A 21,134-nucleotide genomic window follows, 5' to 3' on the forward strand; every position below is an offset into this window, starting at 1 on the left:
CCCCGACACCACCGACGCCGGCTCCACCGCGAACCAGAAACGAATGAACTGACATGACTGATCTCACCGACATCACAACGCCGCTCGCCGCGCAGGCGATCGAACTGCCGTCTTGGGCGTTCGGTAACTCAGGCACCCGGTTCAAGGTGTTCGGGTCGCCGGGGACGCCGCGCGATCCGTTCGAGAAGATCTCGGATGCCGCGCAGGTGCACAAGCACACCGGCCTGGCGCCGACGGTCGCGTTGCACATCCCGTGGGACCTGGTGGACTCCTACTCCGACCTGCGCAAGCACGCGGAGGACAACGGGGTCGGGCTCGGCACCGTCAACTCGAACACCTTCCAGGACGACGACTACAAGCTGGGCTCGGTGACGCACTCCGACCCGAAGGTCCGCCAGAAGGCGATCGACCACCACTTCGCGTGCATCGACGTGATGAACGAGACGGGGTCACGAGACCTCAAGATCTGGCTGGCCGACGGCACCAACTATCCGGGTCAGGATGACATCAGGGCCCGCCAGGATCGCCTCGCCGATTCGCTCGCGAAGATCTACGAGCGGATCGGCGAGGACCAGCGACTCGTCCTCGAGTACAAGTTCTTCGAGCCGGCGTTCTATCACACGGATGTCCCGGACTGGGGGACCAGCTACGCCCACACCGCCGCGCTCGGCGACCGCGCGTTCGTCTGCCTCGACACCGGCCACCACGCGCCGGGCACGAACATCGAGTTCATCGTCGCGCAGCTTCTGCGCCTCGGAAAGCTGGGCTCGTTCGACTTCAACTCGCGGTTCTACGCCGACGACGACCTCATCGTGGGCGCCGCCGACCCGTTCCAGCTGTTCCGCATCCTGTACGAGGTCATCCGCGGCGGCGGCTACGCCAATCCGGATGTCGCGTTCATGCTCGACCAGTGCCACAACATCGAGAAGAAGATCCCCGGCCAGATCCGGTCGGTGCTCAACGTGCAGGAGATGACGGCCAGGGCGCTGCTCGTCGACACCGAGGCGTTGAAGAAGGCGCAGGCCTGCGGCGACGTTCTCGGCGCCAACGGCATCCTGATGGACGCGTTCTACACGGATGTGCGCCCGGCGCTCGCCGAATGGCGCGAGTCCCGCGGTCTGCCGGGTGACCCGATGAAGGCGTACGCCGCATCCGGATACCAGGAGAAGATCGAGGCCGAGCGCGTCGGCGGCACCCAGGCCGGCTGGGGGGCGTGAGCATGGCGAATCCTGCTGTCGCCGATCTGATCGCGCGCTCCAACAGGCTGGGCTCCGACCCGCGCAACACCAACTACGCCGGCGGCAACACGTCGGCCAAGGGCACCGAGACCGACCCGGTCACCGGCGAGCCGGTGGAGCTGCTCTGGGTCAAGGGCTCCGGCGGCGACCTCGGCACGCTCACGGAGCCGGGGCTCGCGGTGCTGCGCCTCGACCGGCTGCGCGCGCTGGCCGACGTGTACCCGGGCGTCGAGCGCGAGGACGAGATGGTCGCCGCGTTCGACTACACCCTGCACGGAAAGGGCGGCGCTGCACCGTCGATCGACACCGCGATGCACGGGCTCGTGGATGCGGCGCATGTCGACCACCTGCATCCGGACTCCGGCATCGCGATCGCGACCGCCGCCGACGGAGAGGAGCTGACGCAGAAGGCGTTCGGCTCGCGTGTCGCATGGGTGCCGTGGCGTCGTCCCGGGTTCCAGCTGGGGCTCGACATCGCGGCGATCAAGCGCGACAACCCGGATGCCGTCGGTGCGATCCTCGGCGGTCACGGCATCACCGCGTGGGGCGACACCTCTGAGGAGGCCGAGGCCAACTCGCTGTGGATCATCGAGACCGCCGCCGCGTACATCGCGGAGCACGGGCGTCCGGAGCCGTTTGGAACCGGCTTGGCCGGTTACGAGCCGCTGGAGCCCGCCGAGCGCCTGGCCAAGGCTGCCGCTCTGGCCCCGCACATCCGGGCGCTGGCCTCGACCGACCGCGCACAGGTGGGCCACTTCACCGACGCCGACGTCGTGCTCGACTTCCTCGCGTCGTCGGAGCACCCGCGCCTCGCCGCGCTCGGCACCTCGTGCCCCGACCACTTCCTGCGCACCAAGGTGAAGCCGCTCGTGCTCGATCTCCCGGCCGACGCGTCGATCGAGGACTCCGTCGCGCGCCTGGAGGAGCTGCACGAGCAGTACCGCGCCGACTACCAGGCGTACTACGACCGCCATGCGACGCCGGACTCCCCGGCCATCCGCGGCGCCGACCCGGCGATCGTGCTGATCCCTGGGGTCGGGATGTTCTCCTACGGCGCGAACAAGCAGACCGCGCGCGTCGCCGGCGAGTTCTACATCAACGCCATCAACGTGATGCGCGGCGCCGAGTCGCTCTCGACCTACGCCCCGATCGACGAGGCGGAGAAGTTCCGCATCGAGTACTGGGCGCTCGAAGAGGCCAAGCTGCAGCGCATGCCCACGCCGAAGCCGCTCGCATCGCGGATCGCGCTCGTGACCGGCGCCGCCTCCGGAATCGGCAAGGCGATCGCCACCCGGCTCGCGGCCGAGGGCGCGTGCGTCGTGATCGCCGACCTCGACCTCGAGAAGGCGCAGGCCGCCGCTGCCGAGATCGGGTCGACGGATGTCGCGATCGGTGTGGTCGCGAACGTCACCGACGAGTCGGCGGTGCAGCACGCGGTGGATGCGGCCCTGCTCGCGTTCGGCGGCCTCGACCTGGTCGTCAACAACGCCGGGCTCTCGCTGTCGAAGTCGCTGCTGGAGACGACGGTGGCCGACTGGGACCTGCAGCACAACGTGATGGCGAAGGGCTCGTTCCTCGTGTCGAGGGCGGCGGCCCGGGTGCTGATCGACCAGAAGCTCGGCGGCGACATCGTCTACATCTCGTCGAAGAACTCGATCTTCGCGGGGCCCAACAACATCGCGTACTCGGCCACGAAGGCCGACCAGGCGCACCAGGTGCGACTGCTGGCCGCGGAACTCGGCGACCACGGCATCCGGGTGAACGGGATCAACCCCGACGGGGTCGTGCGCGGCTCCGGCATCTTCGCCGGCGGCTGGGGCGCCAAGCGTGCTGCGGTCTACGGCGTGCCGGAGGAGGAGCTCGGCCAGTACTACGCGCAGCGCACGCTGCTCAAGCGCGAGGTGCTCCCGGAGCACGTGGCCAACGCGGTGTTCGTGCTCTGCTCGTCCGATCTCGACCACACCACCGGCCTGCACATCCCTGTGGACGCCGGTGTCGCGGCGGCTTTCTTGCGATGAGCGCGACGGCGATGAGTCGCACGGGAACGGTCGCCGCGGTCGATCTGGGCGCGACCAGCGGCCGGGTGATGCTCGGACGGGTCGGGCCGAACGAACTCGCCCTCACCGAGGCCGCGCGGTTCCCGAACACGCCGGTGCAGCTCTGGGAGGGCGACCGCTCCGGGCTGCACTGGAACATCGTCGAGCTGTTCCGCAGTGTGAGCGACGGGCTGGGGTCGGCGCTGCGAGCAGAGCCGGGCATCCTGAGCGTCGGGGTCGATGCGTGGGCGGTCGACTACGGGCTGCTGCGCGGGGGAGTGCTGCAGGGTGTCCCGTACCACTACCGCGACGAGCGGTCGGCGCCGGGCACGGCACTCGTCCACGACCGGGTGACGGCGGCCGCGCTGTATCAGCAGAACGGCCTGCAGTATCTGCCGTTCAACTCGCTCTACCAGCTCGCCGTCGACCGGGTCGACGGGCGCCTGGCGGACGTGGATGCTCTGCTGCTCATCCCGGACCTGTTCACGTACTGGCTGAGCGGCTCGGCGATCGCGGAACGCACGAACGCGTCGACGACGGGGTTGCTCACCGCCGGCGGGGCGTGGAATCTGCCGCTGATCGATGCGCTGGAACTGCCGCGCGGGCTGTTCCAGCCGGTGGTCGAGGCGGGGACGACGGTCGGCTCGCTGCTGCCGAGCGTGCTGTCGCAGGTGGGTGCCGGGTCGTCGGGTGCGGGTGCGGGTGCGGGTGCGGGTGGGCCGGCGCGTGCGGGCGGGCCGGTGGTCACCGCGGTCGGGTCGCACGACACGGCGTCCGCCGTGGTGGCCGTGCCGATGGGCTCGACGAACGCTGCGTACATCTCGTGCGGAACCTGGGGTCTCGTGGGCGTCGAGCTCGAGCATCCGGTGCTCACCGAGGCGGCCCGCGCGGCGAACTTCACGAACGAGGGCGGCGTCGATGGCCGGGTGCGATTCCTGCACAACGTCATGGGCCTGTGGCTGCTGAGCGAGTCGATCCGCACCTGGCAGGCGCGCGGGATCGACGCGGACCTGGTGACGCTGCTGGCGCGTGCGGAGGAATCGACGTCGCCGGTACCGATTTTCGACGCGGATGATCCGCGATTCCTGGCGCCGGGCGATCTGCCCGCCCGCATCGACGAGTGGTGCGCGGAGCACGGCGTTCGGGCGCCGCTGGACCCGGTGGAGTACGTGCGCAGCATCGTCGAGAGCCTCGCGGATGCGTTCGCGCGCGCGGTCGAGGCGGCCGGCGCGCTGTCGGGCAGGGCCATCGACACGGTGCACATCGTCGGCGGGGGAGCACGCAATCGGCTGCTCTGCCAGCTGGTGGCCGACCGCACGGGGCTGCCGGTGCTGGCCGGACCGGTGGAGGCGACGGCGCTCGGCAATGTGCTCGTGCAGGCGCGGGCGCAAGGGCTGGTGGCGGGCGACCTCGAGACGCTGCGGGCGCTGGTCGCTCGCGTGTTCGCGCCGGCGCTCTTCGAGCCGCGTCACGCGGCCGTGCGCCGCTGAGCGCCCGTGTGCCGCTACACGGCCGTGCGCCGCTGAGGGGCCGTGTGCCGCTGAGCGGCCGTGTACCGCTGAGCGCTGTGGCGGCTAGAGCGCGACGGCGTCGGCGAAGCGGGTGAGGGTCGGCGGCTCGGCGAGGTAGGCGCCGAGGCCGGACGCTCCGGGGCCCGCGCGCCAGGCGCGGTACGCGTCGTCGTGGTCGAGAGACTCCCAGTGCTCGATCGCGATCACGTGGGAGGGATCGGCGACATCGGTGACGACCTGCACACCGAGGCAGCCGTCGAACGCGCGTGTATCGGCGAGGATGTCGAGCAGCGCGCGGGGGCCGTCGTCGAGATGGTCGGCGGCGAAGTGCATGTCGAGCAGCGAGGTGACTGTCATGCCTCCGACGCTACTCCGGCCGACCCGGCCCGGCCCGGCCCGGCCCGGCCGGCCACCCGCGCGATCGTCGTTTGCCACTTGATGCGGTTCAGCGGGCTGCCGGACCGCATCGACTGGCAAACGACGGCCGGCGGGAGTGGGGGAGGGGCGAGGGGACGAGGGCTGGGGGCGCTCAGGAGGCGCGGGCCGCCGTCACCTCGGTCTCGGCGAGTTCCTCGCGCACCTCGGCACGGGCATCCAGTGTCAGTCGGGGCCGCCACGCGGTGAAACGGAGCCGCAGGTTGCGGTACTTCACCAGGTACACGACGCCGACCAGCGCCGCCGCGAATCCGGATGCCGCCCCGACGCCGAGCGCCCACCGGGCTCCGAACGTGTCGGCCACCCAGCCGACGATGGGGGCGCCGATGGGCGTTCCGCCCATGAAGATCGCCATGTAGATCGCCATCACGCGTCCGCGCAACTGCGGATCCGTGGTCATCTGCACCGTTCCGTTGGCCGTGGTCATGAGGGTCTGCGACGAGACGCCGATGATGATCAGCGCGAGCGCGAACAGCCAGTATTCGGGCATCACGGCCGCGATGGCGCATCCGAAACCGAAGAACGCGGCCCCGGCGAAGAGCAGCGAGACGCGTGGGCGCTCCCGCCGTGCCGACAGCAGTGCACCGACGACCGATCCGATCGCCATGATCGACGAGAGCAGGCCGAACTCGCCCGCCCCCTTGTGGAACACGCTCACCGACATCGTCGAGATGAAGATCGGGAAGTTCAGGCCGAAGGTCCCGATCAGGAACACCATCACCAGGATCACCATGATGTCGGGGCGGCGGCGCACGTAGCGGAAGCCCTCGATCAGCCCGCCGCGTTTCTTCGACGCGCGCTCGGAGCGGTACAGCTTGTCGACCTTCAGGAACTTCAGCGAGAGCAATACCGCGCCGAACGTCGCCGCGTTGATCAGGAACACCCAGCCCGCGCCGACGACCGCCGTGAGCAGTCCGGCCACGGCGGGGCCGATCAGTCGCGCTGTGTTGAACGACGCCGAGTTGAGCGCCACCGCGTTCGAGAGGTTCGGACCGGCGACGAGCTCTGAGACGAACGTCTGCCGGGCGGGGGCGTCGAAGGCGGCGACGCAGCCGAGCAGCGCCGCGAACACGTAGACGTGCCACAACTGCACCGCTCCGCTGACCGTCAGGATGCCCAGGCCGAGACCCAGCGCCCCCATCGCGCCCTGCGTCGCCATCAGCAGCTTGCGGCGGTCGAGGCGGTCGGCCGCCCATCCGGTGACGGGCAGCAGCAGGAGCTGCGGACCGAACTGCAGCGCCATCACGAACCCGACGGCCGCTGCGTTGTTGTGGGTGAGCTGGGTGAGCACGATCCAGTCCTGGGCCGTGCGTTGCATCCACGTTCCGACGTTGGACACGATCGCTCCGCCGGCCCAGATGCGATAGTTCACGCCCGACAGGGAGCGGAACATCGCGCTCACGAATCAGCCAGCTCTCGCAGGATGGTCGCGGCCTCGGCCAGGGTGGCGCGCTGCTCGGGGGTGAGCGTGCGGAGGCGTTTGTGCAGCCAGGCGTCGCGGCGGCGGCGGGTCTCCGTGACCAGGGCGCGGCCGGCATCCGTCACCTCGACGACGACCTTGCGGCCGTCATCCGGATCGGGGGTGCGGCGGATGTACCCGGCCGCCTCGAGGTGGTTGACCGTGCGATTCATCGACGGCGGGGTGACCCGCTCGTGCTCGCTGAGCTGCCCGATGGTGCGCGGCCCCTCGCGCACGACGAACGCCAGCGCCGACGTCTGCGTGTCGCTGAGCTCGTCGTCGGCCTTCTCCGCTCGGAGCCGCCGTGACAGGCGTGCAACGCCGACCCGCAGCGCGCTGCTGAGGTCGTGAGTGGTGAGTCGGGCCGTCATAGATTGTTAGCCTAACAAATTAGGCACGCTAAATAAATCCCGTTCGCTCAGCGCGTGCGCCAGAATGAGCGCGTGCCCACCTACAACGACGCTCACGGCATCGCGATCACCTACGACGTCTGGCCCGTCGACGATCCCCGGGCGATCGTGCAGGTCGCGCACGGAGTGGGCGAGCACTCCGGCCGCTACCGCGCGCTCGCCGAGCACCTCAACGCGAACGGCTACACCGTCTACGTCGACGACCACCGCGGGCACGGCCGAACGGGCATGGCGCAGTGGGGCGACGCCTCCAAGCTCGGCCGGCTCGGTCCAGGAGGACTCCGCGCGACCGTCGACGCGTTGCACGGCTTCAGCCGGCTGATCCGCGACCAGAACCCGGATGCTCCGCTCGTCTTCTTCGGGCACAGCTGGGGTTCCCTCATGGTGCAGCTGATCCTCAACAAGCACTCCGACGAGTACGACGCGGCGGTGCTCTCCGGAACCGCGTACCGGATGCTCGGCTCCATGGACAGCGGCTACAACCTCAACAAGCGGTTCGCGCACCTCGGCACCACGGGCGCCGAATGGCTGAGCCGCGATCCGGCCGTCGCTCAGGCGTTCGTCGACGACGAGCTCACCACGTCGACGCCGCTGCCGAAACTGTTCGGACCGGTTGACGCCTCACGACTGCTCGGCCGCCCGGCGCGGTCGTTCGCGCGGGACGTCCCCCTGCTCATCCAGGTCGGAGGCGACGACCCGCTCGGCGGCGAGCCCAGCGCGCGGCGGCTCGAGCAGGCGTACCGGTCGCGTTCCGGGCTCACGGATGTGACCACGATCGTGTACCCGGGCGCCCGTCACGAGATCTACAACGAGACCAACCGCGACGAGGTCATGGCCGACCTGACGGCGTGGCTCGACGCCCGGATCGCCCGCCGCGACTGACGCCGGGCTGCCTGCGCCGGTCTCTCACCCGTTATCCACAGGTCAACTCGGTCACTGAAGAGTGAATGGTCACTAGTTGTCGCGAAAACGGCCATTTCGGCCCGCGAAGCGACAACAAGTGACCACTCGCTCGCGCGGGGCAGCGTGAAGAAGGGAGGGGATGCGGCCCGACTAGCCCGGGCAACCCCTGACGCGCCCGGGCAACCCCTCACTGCCCGAGCGGCTGGCCCTTCAGCTCGATGCTGATCTGGTCGGCGTCCAGGTTGTCGAGCGCATTGTTGAGGATGTCCGCGTCGAACGTGCCGTCGTCGCGGGCATCGAGCAGGGCCGTCCGTTGCGCCTCGATGATCTCGATGGTCACGCGCTTCATGTCCGCGAATCGCTGCGCCGGCGGCTGCTCGGGATCCTGCGCAGCGTCGGCCGCGGTGTCGGTCTGCACCTCGGTCTGCTCCTCGAGCGGCACCGGATGGGCATCCCGGATCGTGTTCTCGATCGTCGTGAGCAACTCGAGCACACGACGGCGTTCCTGCTTCTCGGCCTCCACATCCGGGCCGGCCGGCTTGATCCAGCGCACGAACCAGGCGAGCGTGCCGCCCTGGATCAGCAGGGAGAACGCCGCGACCATGAACGCGACCAGGATCAGGAACGACCTGTCCGGCGTTCCCGTCAGAGGCAGGGTCTGAGCGGCCGCGAGCGTGACGGCCCCGCGCATCCCGGCCCAGACGAGCACCCCGCCCTCGCGCCAGCCGAGGGGAGCGGCGAGCAGGTAGTCGATGTCGGCGATGGCGCGGCGGGTGCGGGTCTTGACGCGCTCGATCTGCTCCGGATTCGGCGCGGGCCGGTTGGCGGGAGCCGGGCGGTTCGCGAGCGCCGCGCGGCGGGCGAGCTCCACCTGCCGTTCGTCGGCGGCCGCGCTGCCGGCCTCAGGGAGTGCGAGGGTGCCGTCGAGCCGCTGCTGCATGACGTCGAGCCTCGGCTTGAACTGTGCGCTGCGCCGTGCCCGTCGCCGCAGCCCCGCCAGCAGCGGAGCGATGTACGCCGCCCGCACGACCAGGGTCAGGATGAGCGCGCCGAAGGCGACGACGACCGCGGGACCCACGCCGTCGTTCCTGTACTGCACGTCGGTGACGATCGCCGAGAGTTCGAGCCCCATCAGCAGGAAGATCGCACCCTCGAGCACCAGCTCGACCACGCGCCAGTTCTGGCTGTCGGAGAGCCGATGCTGCGGCGAGAGGCGGCGGGCGGCGCCGTGCCCGGTGACGAGGCCGGCGACCACGGCCGCCACGAGCCCGGATGCCCCCAGTAGCTCCGCCGGGATCGATGCGAGGAACGGCACTGTGAACGAGATGACGGTGTTCACCGTGGCATCCGTGACCTTCGACCGCACCCACAGGTTCAGGTGCCCGATGGCGAAGCCGAGCACGCCGGCCACGGCCACAGAGTAGGCGAAGTTGCCGAGCACGCCCCAGAACGAGATGGTGGCCGCGGTGCCCGCGATCGCGCTGCGCAGCAGCACCAGGGCGGTCGCGTCGTTGAGCAGGCTCTCGCCTTCGAGCACCGACACGACGCGGCCCGAGATCCCGACGCGCTTCACGATCGACGTCGCCACCGCATCCGTCGGGCTGACGATCGCGCCGAGGGCGATCCCCCACCAGATGCCGAGGCCCGGAATGATCCACGCGAAGAAGAGCCCGAGCACGACGGACGAGAGCACCACGAGCACCACCGAGAGCCCGCCGATCGCGTTGAATTCGCGACGGAAGTTCATGGCCGGCATCGAGACCGACGCCGAGTAGAGCAGGGGCGGCAGAATGCCGGCGAGGATCCATTCGCCCTCGACGTGCACGTCCGGCACGAACGGCAGCAGGCTGATCGCGATCCCGACCACGACCAGGATGAGCGGCGCGGCCACCCGGAGCTTCGGAGCGAACGCGGTCGCGGCGGCCACCACCAGCAGCCCGGCGACGGCGATGATCAGGGCTTCCATCGATGCTCCCCTCATCCGATCTGGTCAAATCTACCGAGGATGGCCGCGCGAGCGCGCCCGTGCGAGTGCTCCCGTGCGGACGTTCGTGCGATCGTTCGCGCGCCCGTTCGTTCCGTTCCTCCTGTGGCGGACACCGGCGCACCGCGGTCGCCGACGTCCTAGGCTGAGAGCATGCACGGTGAATACAAGGTCCCCGGCGGAAAACTGGTGGTCGTCGACCTCGATGTCGTCGACGGCAGACTGGCCAACTTCCGGCTCGCAGGCGACTTCTTCCTCGAACCAGACAGCGCACTCGAAGCGATCGACAAGGCCGTCAATGGTCTGCCCGCCACGGCCGACGCCGCTACTATCGCCGCCGCCGTCAAGGGCGCGCTGCCGGAGGGCGCCACCCTGCTCGGGTTCTCGCCGGAGGCCGTCGCCGTCGCGATCCGGCGCTCGCTGGCGAAGGCCACGAGCTGGAAGGACTACGACTGGCAGATCGTGCACTCCAAGGCCGTGCCGCCGGTGATGCAGATGGCCCTGGACGAGGTGCTCGCGACCGAGGTCGGCGAGGGTCGCCGGCAGCCCACCCTCCGCATCTGGGAATGGGATGAGCCCGCCGTCGTGATCGGCAGCTTCCAGTCGCTCAAGAACGAGGTCGACGCCGAGAACGCGAAGAAGTACGGCTTCGACGTCGTGCGCCGAATCTCGGGTGGCGGCGCGATGTTCATGGAGGCCGGCTCGGTCGTCACGTACTCGATCTATGCGCCGGCGGACTTGGTGCAGGGGATGAGCTTCGCAGACAGCTACGCGTTCCTCGACGAGTGGGCGATCATCGCACTCAAGTCGCTCGGCATCGATGCGTACTACCAGCCGCTCAACGACATCACGAGCCCGAAGGGCAAGATCGGCGGCGCCGCGCAGAAGCGACTCGGGTCGGGCGCTGTGCTGCATCACGTGACGATGAGCTACGACATGGACGGCCAGAAGATGGTCGAGGTGCTCCGCATCGGCCGCGAGAAGATCAGCGACAAAGGCATCACGAGTGCGGCCAAGCGCGTCGACCCGCTCCGCTCGCAGACCGGCCTCTCCCGCGCCGAGGTGATCGACCGGATGAAGCAGACGTTCACGCAGCTCTACGGTGCGACCGAGGGCGACATCACGCCCGAGGAGTACGCCGAGGCTACGAGGCTGGTCGAAGAGAAGTTCGGCACCGAGGAGTGGCTCAACCGCGTGCCGTGAGGCGGCCGATACGACCGCCGACGCCTTCGAGTGCCGGACCCCGGATCGGGTCGTCGCTGAACGCCGGCGTGATCGTCTCGGTGACCGCATCCATGTCGGCGAGATCCGCGACCCTGCTCGCCATAGCGAAACTGTACGCTGTGGAGCACTGGCGGAATGAGGTGTTCCGGCAGACGCCGTGACCAGTGCAGCGACCGGGCCTACCGGCACGGGCCGGAGGCGGAGGAGGAACGATGAGCGAGGAAACACCGCCAGGGCATTCGGGCTCGACCGCGTGGGCCCGCAGCATCGCGTCGCAGTTCGGGCGGTACCTCAAGACGGAGACGGCCAGTTCGGGCATCCTGTTGGCCGCGATCGTCGTCGCCGTGCTGTGGGCGAGCGTCGCCGGCAGCTCGTACGAGGACTTCTGGTCGACGCGGTTCGTGGTGCAGCTCGGCACGTGGGGCATCGACCTCGACCTGCGCGAATGGGTCAGCCAGGGCCTCATGACCTTCTTCTTCCTCGTCGTCGGGCTCGAGGCGCGACGCGAGATCGACCTCGGCGACCTGCGCGACCGGAGCAAGCTGCTCATCCCGTTCGTCGCGGGGCTGGCCGGGATGCTCCTGCCGGTGCTGCTGTTCCTGGCGATCAACGCCGGCGGCGACGGCGCGGTCGGATGGGGTGTCGCGATGTCGACGGACACCGCCCTCGCACTCGGACTGGTCGCCATCCTGGGCAGGGGCCTGCCGGAGCGTCTGCGCGGGTTCATGGTCACCCTGTTCATCGTGGACGATCTGGTCGCCCTGCTGGTCATCGCGCTCGTCTACAGCACGGACATCCAGGTGGTGCCGCTGCTGATCGCCGTGGGGGCGTGGGCGCTCTTCCCGCTGATGATGCGGTACACGAAGGCGCCGACCTCGTTCTACGTCGCGGCCGGGTTCCTGTGCTGGGGCGCTCTGCTGTTCAGCGGCGTCGACCCGGTGGTGGCCGGTCTGGCGATCGGGCTCGTCGCACCCGCCTATTCGCCCGGGCGCAACAACCTGGAGGAGGCGAGCGGCCTGTTCCGCAGCTTCCGCGAGCAGCCGACCCCGCAGCTCGCACGCACCGCGAGTGCCGGGCTCATCAACGCGATCTCGCCGAATGAGCGGCTGCAGTCGCGCTACCTGCCCTGGACCAGCTACGTGATCGTGCCCCTCTTCGCCCTGGCGAACGCCGGCATCGCGATCGACCCCGCCTTCCTCGCGACCGCCTACGCGGCCCCCATCACGATCGGCATCATCGTCGGCTACGTGGTGGGCAAGCCGGTCGCGATCTTCGGCGTCGCGCGGCTGATCACGGCCCTGACCCGGGGGAAGGTCAAGCCGCCGGTCGGCTGGGCGGCCGTCGCCGGGAGCGGGACGATCGCGGGCGTCGGCTTCACCGTCGCGGTGCTGATCGCCAACCTCGCGTTCACCGGCGAGCAGCTCGACCAGGCCAAGCTCGGCATCCTGACGGCCGCACTGCTGTCGGCCGTGATCACCTTCGTGCTGTTCCGGATCACGAACGCGCTGTCTGTCGCGCGTCGTTCCCGCGCTCTGTTCGGCGAGACGGAGCAGCTGGTCGATCTGGCGGATGCGGTCGACGCTCGTCGCGACCACATCCGGGGTCCGGATGACGCGCCGGTCACGATCGTCGAGTACGGCGACTTCCAGTGCCCGTACTGCGGGCGCGCGGAGCCCGAGGTGCGCATGCTGCTCTCGGACACCGAGGTGCGGTTCGTCTGGCGGCACCTGCCGCTGGTCGACGTGCATCCGGCAGCCCGGATGGCCGCGGAGGCCGCCGAGGCAGCGGGTGCGCAGGGCTCGTTCTGGGAGATGCACGACATCCTGCTGGCCAACCAGGACTGCCTCGAGCCGGAGGACCTCAACCGGTACGCGGCCGAGCTCGGCCTCGACGTGGAGCGCTTCGAGTCCGACATCACGAGCGGGCGGCACCTGGCCCGCGTGATGGAGGACACCGGATCGGCCGACCTGAGCGGGGTGTCGGGCACGCCGACGTTCTTCATCAACGGCCGCCGGCACTACGGCGCCTACGACGTGGAGTCGCTGCGCGCCGCCGTGCGCGCCGAGCGCGACCTGGCGTTCAGCGCGCGCTGAGCTCGCTGAGCGCTCTGCGCGGCGCTGCGCTCGCGCCGGTCTCGGCGCCCACAATCGAGTCGGGGATTAATCCCGTCTGAGGACGTTTTCGCGTGACTATTCCCCGACTCGATTCACGACGTGGCGAACGCGAGCGCTTGGAGGTTGGGCGGCGGGGTTGCGCGCCATAAGGGTTCATCGAGTCGGGGCTTAATCACGTTTCGCGGGCTTCACGCGGGATTTATCCCCGACTCGACGAAGTGGGGCGGCGGAGCGAGCGCGGGCGCTGGCGCGGGCGGCGGGTCGACGCGAGGGCGGGCGGCGTTCAGGCGGCTCGGGTACCCTGTCCCGGTGAACTGGTGGATCGTCGGGGGAATCGTCGTCGCTGTCGTGCTGCTGTGGCTCGCCACGCGGCTCGGCTGGATCGACCTCTCCAACAAGTCACAGCGCGGGTCGGGCGGCTGGGGCGGACTCGCCGGGCCGATCGACGAGGTCTTCGCGCCGAGCCGTCATGAGGCGCAGCAGGAGCAGGACCGTCAGACGCTCCTCCCCGCGCCGGCCCCGCTGCCCGGCGACGGCGCGAAAGACGTGTGGGACGGCGGCAAGATCACGCTCGACCTCGGGGCCGACGGACGCGGTCAGCGCGTCGAGGGGCGCGCGCCGACCGAGGGCGGGCGAGCCACCGACACCGGTCGCGGCACCCCGGCGCGGCGGGCTTCCGGCGCTGGCCGCACTACCGCTTCAGGAGGTCGCCGTACTCCGGATGCTCGGTGAGCCAGTGCCGGATGTACGGGCAGGCCACGACCACTCTGCGAGCTGAGTTCGCGCGGACGTCGTCGAGGGCCTCGGTCACGAGCTGACTCGCGAGCCCCTTCTCGCGGAGGGACTCGTCGACCTCGGTGTGCGTGAAAACGATCGCGTCGTCGCGGAGTTCGTATTCGGCCACACCGATGAGGTCGCCGTCCCGGCGGAGGGCGTAGCGGGAGGCATCCGGTTCGTTGACTACGGTGAGGGTCATCCCGCCAGGCTAACCCGCGCGGTGCCGCCGTGGAGGCGACCGCGGTCGACCTGCGCGTCGCGGGCCCGCGCCGCTGCGAGAATGGTGACATGCTCGACGACGCCACCGCGGATGCGGACGCCCCCGCGGATGCGGACGCCCCCGCGGATGCGGACGCTCCCGCCGTTGCGGAACCCGCGCTCTGGCATCCGGATGCTCGGAGCGCCGTCTTGCACGCCGACAATCTCGAGGTCGTCGCCGCCCTGCCGGACGGCGCCTTCACGCTCATCTATCTGGATCCCCCGTTCAACACCGGTCGATCGCAGGCCCGCCGCACCAGCACATCCGTACGCTCGGCGGGCGGCCCGGGAAGCGTGACCGGTTTCAAGGGGCGGAGCTACGAGCGGATCAAGGGCGACCTGCTCAGCTACGACGATCGTTTCGACGACTACTGGGAGTTCCTCGAGCCGCGGCTGATCGAGGCGTGGCGGGTGCTCGCCGACGACGGGACGCTCTACCTGCATCTCGACTACCGCGAAGCGCACTACGCGAAGGTGCTGCTCGACGCCCTCTTCGGGCGCGAGAGCTTTCTCAACGAGATCATCTGGGCGTACGACTACGGTGCGAAGTCCAAGAACCGCTGGCCGACCAAGCACGACACGATCCTGGTCTACGTGAAGAATCCGTCGACCTATTACTTCGACTCGTCGGCGGTCGATCGGGAGCCGTACATGGCGCCCGGGCTCGTCACGGCCGAGAAGGCCGAACTCGGAAAGCTGCCGACGGATGTCTGGTGGCACACGATCGTCTCGCCGACCGGCCGCGAGAAGACCGGATACCCGACCCAGAAGCCGGAGGGCATCCTGCGCCGAATCGTGCAGGCGTCCAGCCGCGAGGGCGACTGGGTGCTCGACTTCTTCGCCGGGAGCGGCACGACGGGCGCGGTGGCAGGCGCGCTGGGGCGGCGGTTCCTGCTGGTGGACCGCAATCCGGAGGCGATCGCCGTGATGCGGTCCCGGTTCGCGCAGGCGCCGGTCTCGTTCCTGAGCCTGTGAGTCTCTGAGGGCTGGGCGCCGTTCGCCACAGCCGCATCCCGCGAGCAACCCTGCACAGGCCCCGCCCGGGTGCGGTCATTCCCAGGAACCGTGTGGTTGGCTTGAGGAATGCGAGCCGGACCCGCGATGCGCGCCCTTCCCTTCCTCTGGGGCGCTCTCGGAACGGCCATCGCATTCGTCGTGGTGTACCTCGTATTCGTGCGCAGCTACATGGGCCAGCTCATCGACGAGAAGGCCTTCGCCGGCGCGGATGTCTGGAAGGGCGACCTCATCGATTTCGCCCACGCGTTCCTCAACGCGCTCCCCGCTCTGTCGGTGATCCTGGGTGCGGTCGTGGCCATCGTCGTGGTTCTCGTCCGCCGCAACTGGCGGGTGTTCTTCGTGGCGGTGGTGGCCGCCGCGCTCGCGAATGCCAGCACGCAGGTGCTCAAGTACGCCATCCTGAGCCGGCCCGAGAAGGGGATCGACGCGGGGCTGAGCAACTCACTTCCGTCGGGTCACACGACGGTCGCCGCATCCGCAGCTCTCGTGGTGTTCCTGGTCGCGGGCCCTCGTTTCCGCCCGCTCGCAGCGGTGGTCGGCTCCACCTTCTCCATCGCGGCCGGAGCCTCGACGCTCGTCGAGCAGTGGCACCGCCCGAGTGACGTGATCGCGGGACTCCTCGTCGTGGCCTTCTGGGGGTGCCTCGCCGGCGCCGTGCTCAGCTGGATGCACGCGGTGACGAACACCCCGGTGCGCACCAAGCTGTGGCCGCTGGTCTGGATCCTGTCGGTCTGCGGTGTCGGCGCGGTGGTCGCGCTGCTCGTCACCTACTTCTCCGCCCAGTCGGGAGCGTCGCACCTCTTCGTCGCGTACGCCGGTGGTGTGGCGGCGATCGTCGCGGTCGGCTACCTCGTCGCGGTGATCGGCAACCGACTCTTCCGCGCGCTCGCGTAGCGCTGTGCCGCGTTCCTCGGGGCGCGTGCCGCGCGACAGGCCATTCACCGAATGGTCGCCCAGCGGTGAGTGGTCACCAATTGTCGGCTGTCGGCCTCTGCGGCCGCGTTCCGCGACAATTGGTGACCGTTCACGCCCGCCGGAGATCCACCGCCTGTGGATAACCGCGGCGACGCGAGCGCCGACGCCCGAGCCGCAGCGCCCTACGTGCTCTGCCGCACCACGAGCTCTGTCGGCAGCAGTGTCACGCGCTCGACGGGCTCGCCCGCGATCCGCTTCACCAGCACCTGCGCCATCGTCTCGCCGAGACCGACCGACGGCTGGTGCACCGTCGTCAGCGGCGGCGTCGCCGTGAGGCCGAAGTAGTCGTCGTCGTACCCGACCACCGCGATGTCGCCCGGGATGCTGCGGCCCGACTCGAGGATCGCCGAGTACGCCCCGGCCGCCATCTGGTCGTTGGTCGCGAAGAGGCCGTCGATCGGCACGCCGCGTTCCAGCAGTCGGCGCATGGCCTTCATGCCGGAGAGCGGGGAGAAGTCGCCGTACTCGATCAGCGACGTGTCGAGCCCGTGCGCTTCGAGGGCCTGGCGCCACCCGACGAGACGGTCGACGCCGGCGGGCATGTCCTGCGGTCCGGTGATCAGCGCGATGTTGCGGCGTCCGCGAGCGATCAGGTGCTCGGTCGCCCCGCGCGAGCCGGAGACGTTGTCGACGTCGACGAAGAACGAGTTGTGCTCCGCGTCGCTGAGGGGGCGTCCGCCGAAGACGATCGGGAGGGAGCTGCCGAGCTGCGCGTACGAGTGGTCGCCGGAGTGGTGCGAGACCACCAGCGCGCCGTCGACGTTGCCGCCCATCAGATAGCGGCGCGTCTTGTCGGGGTTCAGCTCCGACGAGATCACCATGTTGAGCGTGTACTCCGTGTCGGCCAGGTGCAGGGCGACCCCCTGCACGATCGAGGCGAAGAACGGGTCGGCGAACACCTTGGCCGTGGACTCGGGAACCACCAGCGCGACGACCTGGGTCTTACGGGATGCGAGAGAGCGTGCCGCGCGATTGGGTACGTAATTGAGGTCGGCGATCGCCTTGTTGACCGTCTCCGTCACCTCGGCGGTGACTTTGGGAGAGCCGTTGACGACGCGCGACACCGTCGCGCGGGACACACCGGCGAGGGCGGCGACGGCTTCGAGCGTCGGCGCGTGCGCATCCGTGTGCTCCGACGTCATCGGCGACACCTCCTTATTGTGGTCCCATGCTAGACGCGCCGGAGCCGACCTCAGCACCGACTCCCGCGTCCACGAGCGCACCGTCACGAGCATCCACCGCCGCGCTGCGTGGCGCAGGCGCCCGCACGCCGGCCCGAGCATCCGCGATCACGCGGGCGAACGCGCGACCCGAGTCCTTCACGATGCGTTCCTGCGTCTCGTAGTCGACGCGGACGATCCCGAAGCGCTTCTCGTAGCCCCATGCCCACTCGAAGTTGTCGAGGAACGACCACACGAAGTATCCGCGCACGTCCGCGCCCTCGGCGATCGCACCGCGCACCGCATCCACATGCGACAGGATGTACGCCTCGCGCTCGGTGTCGCGCACGCGGCCGTCCGCATCCACCAGGTCGTCGTAGGCGGCGCCGTTCTCGGTGATGTACAGCGGCGGCGGCGACGGGTATTCGCGCCCGAGACGGACCAGCAGGGAACGGAGCCCTGCCGGGTTCACCTCCCAGCCCATCGCCGTGACCGGAAGGCGGCGCGACGGGAACGTGACGTACTCGCTGCCGACGAACGGGGATGCCTTGGGCCGGTCGGTCGGGACGAGTCCCGGTGCGGCGTCGGCCGGCAGCGGATGCCCGCTCACGTTGTCGTCGTGGTAGTGGTTGACGCCCAGGAAGTCGATCGGCTGCGCGATGGTCTGCAGGTCGCCGTCGTGCACGAGCGACTCGAAGTCGTACTCGCGCACGTCGTCGAGCACGTCGGCCGGGTAACTGCCGAGCAGGAGCGGTTCGACGAACATCCGGTTCCAGAGGCCGTCGATGCGTCGTGCGGCCTCGAGGTCGGCGGGATCCGACGGGTCGTTCGGCACGGCGTTGGTGAGGTTGAGGGTGATGCCGAGCTTCAGCGCCCCGGCCTCCTCCGACCGCGACCGCAGCGTCTGCACCGCGAGCCCGTGCGCCAGGTGCTGGTGGTGCAGCGCGGCCAGCGCGGCGCGCGGCTCACGGCGTCCCGGTGCGTGCTCGCCGGCGGCGTACGCGATCAGCGAGGAGCAGAGCGGCTCGTTGAACGTCGTCCAGTGGGTCACGCGATCGCCGAGCGCGTCGAACACGGTCGACGCGTAGTCGCGGAACCGGTATGCCGTGTCGCGGTTCGCCCAGCCGCCGGTCTTCTCCAGCGCCTGCGGCAGGTCCCAGTGGTACAGGGTGAGCCAGGGCAGGATGCCCGCGTCGAGCAGCTCGTCGACCAGCCGGCTGTAGAAGTCCAGACCGGCGTGGTTGACGAACCGGTCGCCGGGCTTGATGCGCGACCAGGAGGTGGAGAAACGGTACGACTGGAGGCCGAGCTCCTTCATCAGGGCGACGTCGGCGGGCATCCGATGGTAGTGGTCGACCGCGACCTCGGGGGTGTCGCCACCCGCGACCGCGCCGGGGATGCGCGCGAAGTGATCCCAGATGGAGTCCTCCTTGCCGTCCTCGTGGGCGGCGCCCTCGATCTGGGCCGCAGCGGTGGCCGACCCCCAGAGGAAGCCGTCGGGCCAGGGGGTGGGGGCGTCGGACATTCTCAACCTTTCACCGCGCCGGCCATGATTCCGGAGACCAGCTGCTTGCCGGCGAGCACGAAGAGGATGAGCAGGGGGATGGTCGCGAGCACGGCGCCGGCGAGCACGATGGAGTAGTCGACGTACTTGGCCGACTGCAGCTGGCTCAAGGCGACCTGCAGCGTGGGGTTCTGCGGCACCACGAGGAGCGGCCACAGGTAGTCCGTCCACGCGGTCATGAAGGTGAACAGGCCCAGGATCGCCATCGCGGGACGCGCGGCCGGGACGCCGACATGCCAGAACGTGCGGATCATGTTGGCGCCGTCGACGCGGGCGGCCTCGATCAGCTCGTCCGGGATGACGTCCACCAGGTACTGGCGCATGAAGAACACGCCGAACGCCGTGACCAGGGTCGGGATGATGACCGCGCCGAGCGTCCCGGTCCAGCCGAACTGCTTCATCGCCATGAACAGCGGGATGATGCCGAGCTGAGTCGGGACGGCCAGGGTCGCGATGACGAAGACCATCAGGCCGCCGCGGCCGCGGAACCGCAGCTTGGCGAAGGCGTAGCCGGCGAGCGTCGAGAACGCGACGACGGACAGAGTGATCACGCTGGCGACGATGATCGAGTTGCCGAGGGCGAGCCAGAACGGCACCGTGTCGAGCACCTGGCTGACGTTCGTCCAGAACTGCCCACCGGGGAGCAGCGGCGGCCAGGTGGAGGTGAGCACCGTGCTCGGGCTGGAACCGGCGACGAACGACCACCACAGTGGATACGCGCCGCCGACGAACACGACGATCAGCAGGCCGTAGGTGAGGAATCCGGGACGGCGGTCGATGCCGAGCGCCTTGCGCTTGGGTGCGCGCGGCTTCTGGTCCTTCGCGGGCTTGGGTGCGGCGGAGGTCGCCGCGCGGGGTGCGGTGGCGGTCATGATCGCTTCTCCTCGGATGCTGCGGCGAGGGCCAGCCCGCCTTCTGTCTGCGGGTCGGTGCCGTTGGTGCCGATTCCGTCGCTGTCGTCGCTCTCGTCTCCGGAGTCGCCGGAGCCGGCCTGGTGGTTCGCGAGCGTTCGCGCGGTGCGCTTCTTGCGCATCCGGGTCTCGGTCGAGGCGATGCGCCGCGAGATCAAGAAGTTGAGCACGCCGAAGATCACGATGATCAGGAACAGCAGCCACGCGATCGCCGACGCCTTGCCGAAGTTCTGACGGTTGAACGCCATGTCCCACAGGTAGAGCACGGTGGTCTGGTATTGCCGCTGCGGACCGCCGGGGATCGCGCTCGACGGGTTGAACAGCTTCGGTTCGGTGAAGATCTGCAGCCCGCCGATGGTCGCGGTGATGATCACGAAGATCATCGTGGGCCGGATGCTCGGCAGCGTGATCGAGAAGAAGCGGCGGAACGCGCCGGCGCCGTCGAGGGCGGCCGACTCGTGGATGTCGCGGGGGACGGCCTGCATGGCGGCCAGCAGGATGAGCGCGTTGTAGCCCGTCCAGCGCCAGTTCACCATCGACGCGATCGCGACGTGCGACGGGAAGGTCTCGGTCTTCCAGTTGATGGGGGAGAGGTGGAAGGTCTGAAGCAGGTTGTTGATGAGGCCGTACTTCTCGTCGAACGCGCTCGAGAAGATGAGGGTCACGGCGACCGGGGTGACGACGTAGGGGAGCAGAACGCTCATGCGCCAGAAGGTCTTGCCGCGGATGTTCTGGTCGAGGATCGCCGCGATGAACACGGCGCCGATCAGCTGCGGGATGGCCGACAGCAGGAAGATGCTGACCGTGTTGAAGAGCGAGTTCCAGAAGAACGGGTCGCTGAGTTCGGCGATGTAGTTGCCGAAGCCGATCCATTCACCGGGTCCGGTCAGGAGGTTCCACTTGTTCAGCGACACGACGAACGTGTACACGAGCGGGAACAGGCCGACGAGCCCGAACAGGATGAAGAACGGGGCGATGTAGATGTACGGCGAGGCCTTGACGTCTGCACGGCTGAGGCGCTGGCGGAACGTGAGGGTGCGGCTGGCTTCGCGGTCCTGACGGCGGCGTTGCTCGCGGTCGGGTCCCGGAGCGCGCTTCGGCGCGGCGTCCGCGCCGGCGGGTGGCGTTGTGACGGTGGTCATGATCTCCCCAAGGGTG

Annotated in this window: 19 protein-coding genes; 9 read left to right on the top strand and 10 right to left on the bottom strand. The window is 69.4% G+C overall.

The window, feature by feature from the left end:
* Window positions 1-53: 53 nt before the first annotated feature.
* The 3 genes from rhaI to PKE84_RS08260 are packed head-to-tail and all read left to right on the top strand — an operon-like array spanning window position 54 to window position 4,764.
* Complete coding sequence (gene rhaI, locus PKE84_RS08250) at window positions 54-1,217, top strand: L-rhamnose isomerase (RefSeq protein WP_271176748.1); 1,164 nt, start codon at window positions 54-56, stop codon at window positions 1,215-1,217.
* A 2-nt stretch (window positions 1,218-1,219) separates the two neighbouring features.
* Window positions 1,220-3,256 (top strand): bifunctional aldolase/short-chain dehydrogenase, encoded by a 2,037-nt coding sequence (locus PKE84_RS08255; RefSeq protein ID WP_271176749.1) that lies wholly within the window; start codon window positions 1,220-1,222, stop codon window positions 3,254-3,256.
* A gap of 11 nt (window positions 3,257-3,267) precedes the next feature.
* Window positions 3,268-4,764 (top strand): rhamnulokinase, encoded by a 1,497-nt coding sequence (locus PKE84_RS08260; protein ID WP_271176750.1) that lies wholly within the window; start codon window positions 3,268-3,270, stop codon window positions 4,762-4,764.
* Between the two features lie 84 nt (window positions 4,765-4,848).
* On the opposite strand, the gene PKE84_RS08265 is transcribed toward PKE84_RS08260, so the two are convergent.
* The 3 genes from PKE84_RS08265 to PKE84_RS08275 form a co-directional block, all read right to left on the bottom strand.
* On the bottom strand, window positions 4,849-5,142 hold the full coding sequence (locus PKE84_RS08265) for a putative quinol monooxygenase (protein ID WP_271176751.1): 294 nt from the start codon (window positions 5,140-5,142) through the stop codon (window positions 4,849-4,851).
* 172 nt (window positions 5,143-5,314) lie between these two features.
* Window positions 5,315-6,613, bottom strand: coding sequence for an MFS transporter (locus tag PKE84_RS08270; protein WP_271177136.1), 1,299 nt, complete (start codon window positions 6,611-6,613; stop codon window positions 5,315-5,317).
* A gap of 5 nt (window positions 6,614-6,618) precedes the next feature.
* Window positions 6,619-7,050, bottom strand: coding sequence for a MarR family winged helix-turn-helix transcriptional regulator (locus tag PKE84_RS08275; RefSeq protein WP_271176752.1), 432 nt, complete (start codon window positions 7,048-7,050; stop codon window positions 6,619-6,621).
* 72 nt (window positions 7,051-7,122) lie between these two features.
* Between PKE84_RS08275 and PKE84_RS08280 the strand changes: the two genes are divergently transcribed.
* Window positions 7,123-7,971: an alpha/beta fold hydrolase gene (locus PKE84_RS08280; RefSeq protein ID WP_271176753.1), complete on the top strand. Its 849-nt coding sequence runs from the start codon at window positions 7,123-7,125 to the stop codon at window positions 7,969-7,971.
* Between the two features lie 208 nt (window positions 7,972-8,179).
* Here PKE84_RS08280 and PKE84_RS08285 read toward each other — a convergent pair whose 3' ends face one another.
* Complete coding sequence (locus PKE84_RS08285; protein ID WP_271176754.1) at window positions 8,180-9,958, bottom strand: cation:proton antiporter; 1,779 nt, start codon at window positions 9,956-9,958, stop codon at window positions 8,180-8,182.
* Between the two features lie 171 nt (window positions 9,959-10,129).
* Between PKE84_RS08285 and lplAB the strand changes: the two genes are divergently transcribed.
* The gene (gene lplAB / locus PKE84_RS08290; protein ID WP_271176755.1) at window positions 10,130-11,179 is read left to right on the top strand and encodes a lipoate-protein ligase LplAB; all 1,050 of its coding nucleotides are present in this window, start codon (window positions 10,130-10,132) and stop codon (window positions 11,177-11,179) included.
* Here the strand turns inward: lplAB and PKE84_RS08295 are convergent.
* Window positions 11,163-11,303, bottom strand: coding sequence for a hypothetical protein (locus PKE84_RS08295; protein ID WP_271176756.1), 141 nt, complete (start codon window positions 11,301-11,303; stop codon window positions 11,163-11,165). The two genes, lplAB and PKE84_RS08295, sit on opposite strands and share 17 nt — an antisense overlap.
* A gap of 109 nt (window positions 11,304-11,412) precedes the next feature.
* Between PKE84_RS08295 and PKE84_RS08300 the strand changes: the two genes are divergently transcribed.
* Entirely contained in the window at window positions 11,413-13,293 is a 1,881-nt protein-coding gene (locus PKE84_RS08300; protein ID WP_271176757.1) for a Na+/H+ antiporter NhaA, read from the top strand.
* 330 nt (window positions 13,294-13,623) lie between these two features.
* Window positions 13,624-14,046: a hypothetical protein gene (locus tag PKE84_RS08305; protein WP_271176758.1), complete on the top strand. Its 423-nt coding sequence runs from the start codon at window positions 13,624-13,626 to the stop codon at window positions 14,044-14,046.
* Here the strand turns inward: PKE84_RS08305 and PKE84_RS08310 are convergent.
* Window positions 14,006-14,290 carry a GNAT family N-acetyltransferase gene (locus PKE84_RS08310; RefSeq protein WP_271176759.1) on the bottom strand — a complete coding sequence of 95 codons (285 nt, stop codon included), beginning with the start codon at window positions 14,288-14,290 and terminating at the stop codon, window positions 14,006-14,008. The two genes, PKE84_RS08305 and PKE84_RS08310, sit on opposite strands and share 41 nt — an antisense overlap.
* A gap of 89 nt (window positions 14,291-14,379) precedes the next feature.
* Between PKE84_RS08310 and PKE84_RS08315 the strand changes: the two genes are divergently transcribed.
* Both PKE84_RS08315 and PKE84_RS08320 read left to right on the top strand, forming a co-directional pair.
* Entirely contained in the window at window positions 14,380-15,324 is a 945-nt protein-coding gene (locus PKE84_RS08315; protein ID WP_271176760.1) for a DNA-methyltransferase, read from the top strand.
* 108 nt (window positions 15,325-15,432) lie between these two features.
* Complete coding sequence (locus PKE84_RS08320; RefSeq protein ID WP_271176761.1) at window positions 15,433-16,260, top strand: phosphatase PAP2 family protein; 828 nt, start codon at window positions 15,433-15,435, stop codon at window positions 16,258-16,260.
* A gap of 203 nt (window positions 16,261-16,463) precedes the next feature.
* Here the strand turns inward: PKE84_RS08320 and PKE84_RS08325 are convergent, their stop codons facing one another.
* From PKE84_RS08325 to PKE84_RS08340, 4 genes are read right to left on the bottom strand one after another with little or no spacing between them, the layout of a single operon-like run.
* Complete coding sequence (locus PKE84_RS08325; protein ID WP_271176762.1) at window positions 16,464-17,483, bottom strand: LacI family DNA-binding transcriptional regulator; 1,020 nt, start codon at window positions 17,481-17,483, stop codon at window positions 16,464-16,466.
* Between the two features lie 13 nt (window positions 17,484-17,496).
* On the bottom strand, window positions 17,497-19,026 hold the full coding sequence (locus PKE84_RS08330) for a GH1 family beta-glucosidase (protein ID WP_271176763.1): 1,530 nt from the start codon (window positions 19,024-19,026) through the stop codon (window positions 17,497-17,499).
* A gap of 2 nt (window positions 19,027-19,028) precedes the next feature.
* A complete protein-coding gene (locus PKE84_RS08335) occupies window positions 19,029-19,937 on the bottom strand; it encodes a carbohydrate ABC transporter permease (protein WP_271176764.1) in 909 nt (302 codons plus the stop codon).
* Entirely contained in the window at window positions 19,934-21,118 is a 1,185-nt protein-coding gene (locus PKE84_RS08340; RefSeq protein WP_271176765.1) for a carbohydrate ABC transporter permease, read from the bottom strand. The genes PKE84_RS08335 and PKE84_RS08340 overlap by 4 nt, the downstream gene beginning before the upstream one ends.
* Window positions 21,119-21,134 lie beyond the last annotated feature (16 nt).

Source organism: Leifsonia poae (assembly GCF_027921845.1).
Classification (GTDB): domain Bacteria; phylum Actinomycetota; class Actinomycetes; order Actinomycetales; family Microbacteriaceae; genus Leifsonia; species Leifsonia poae.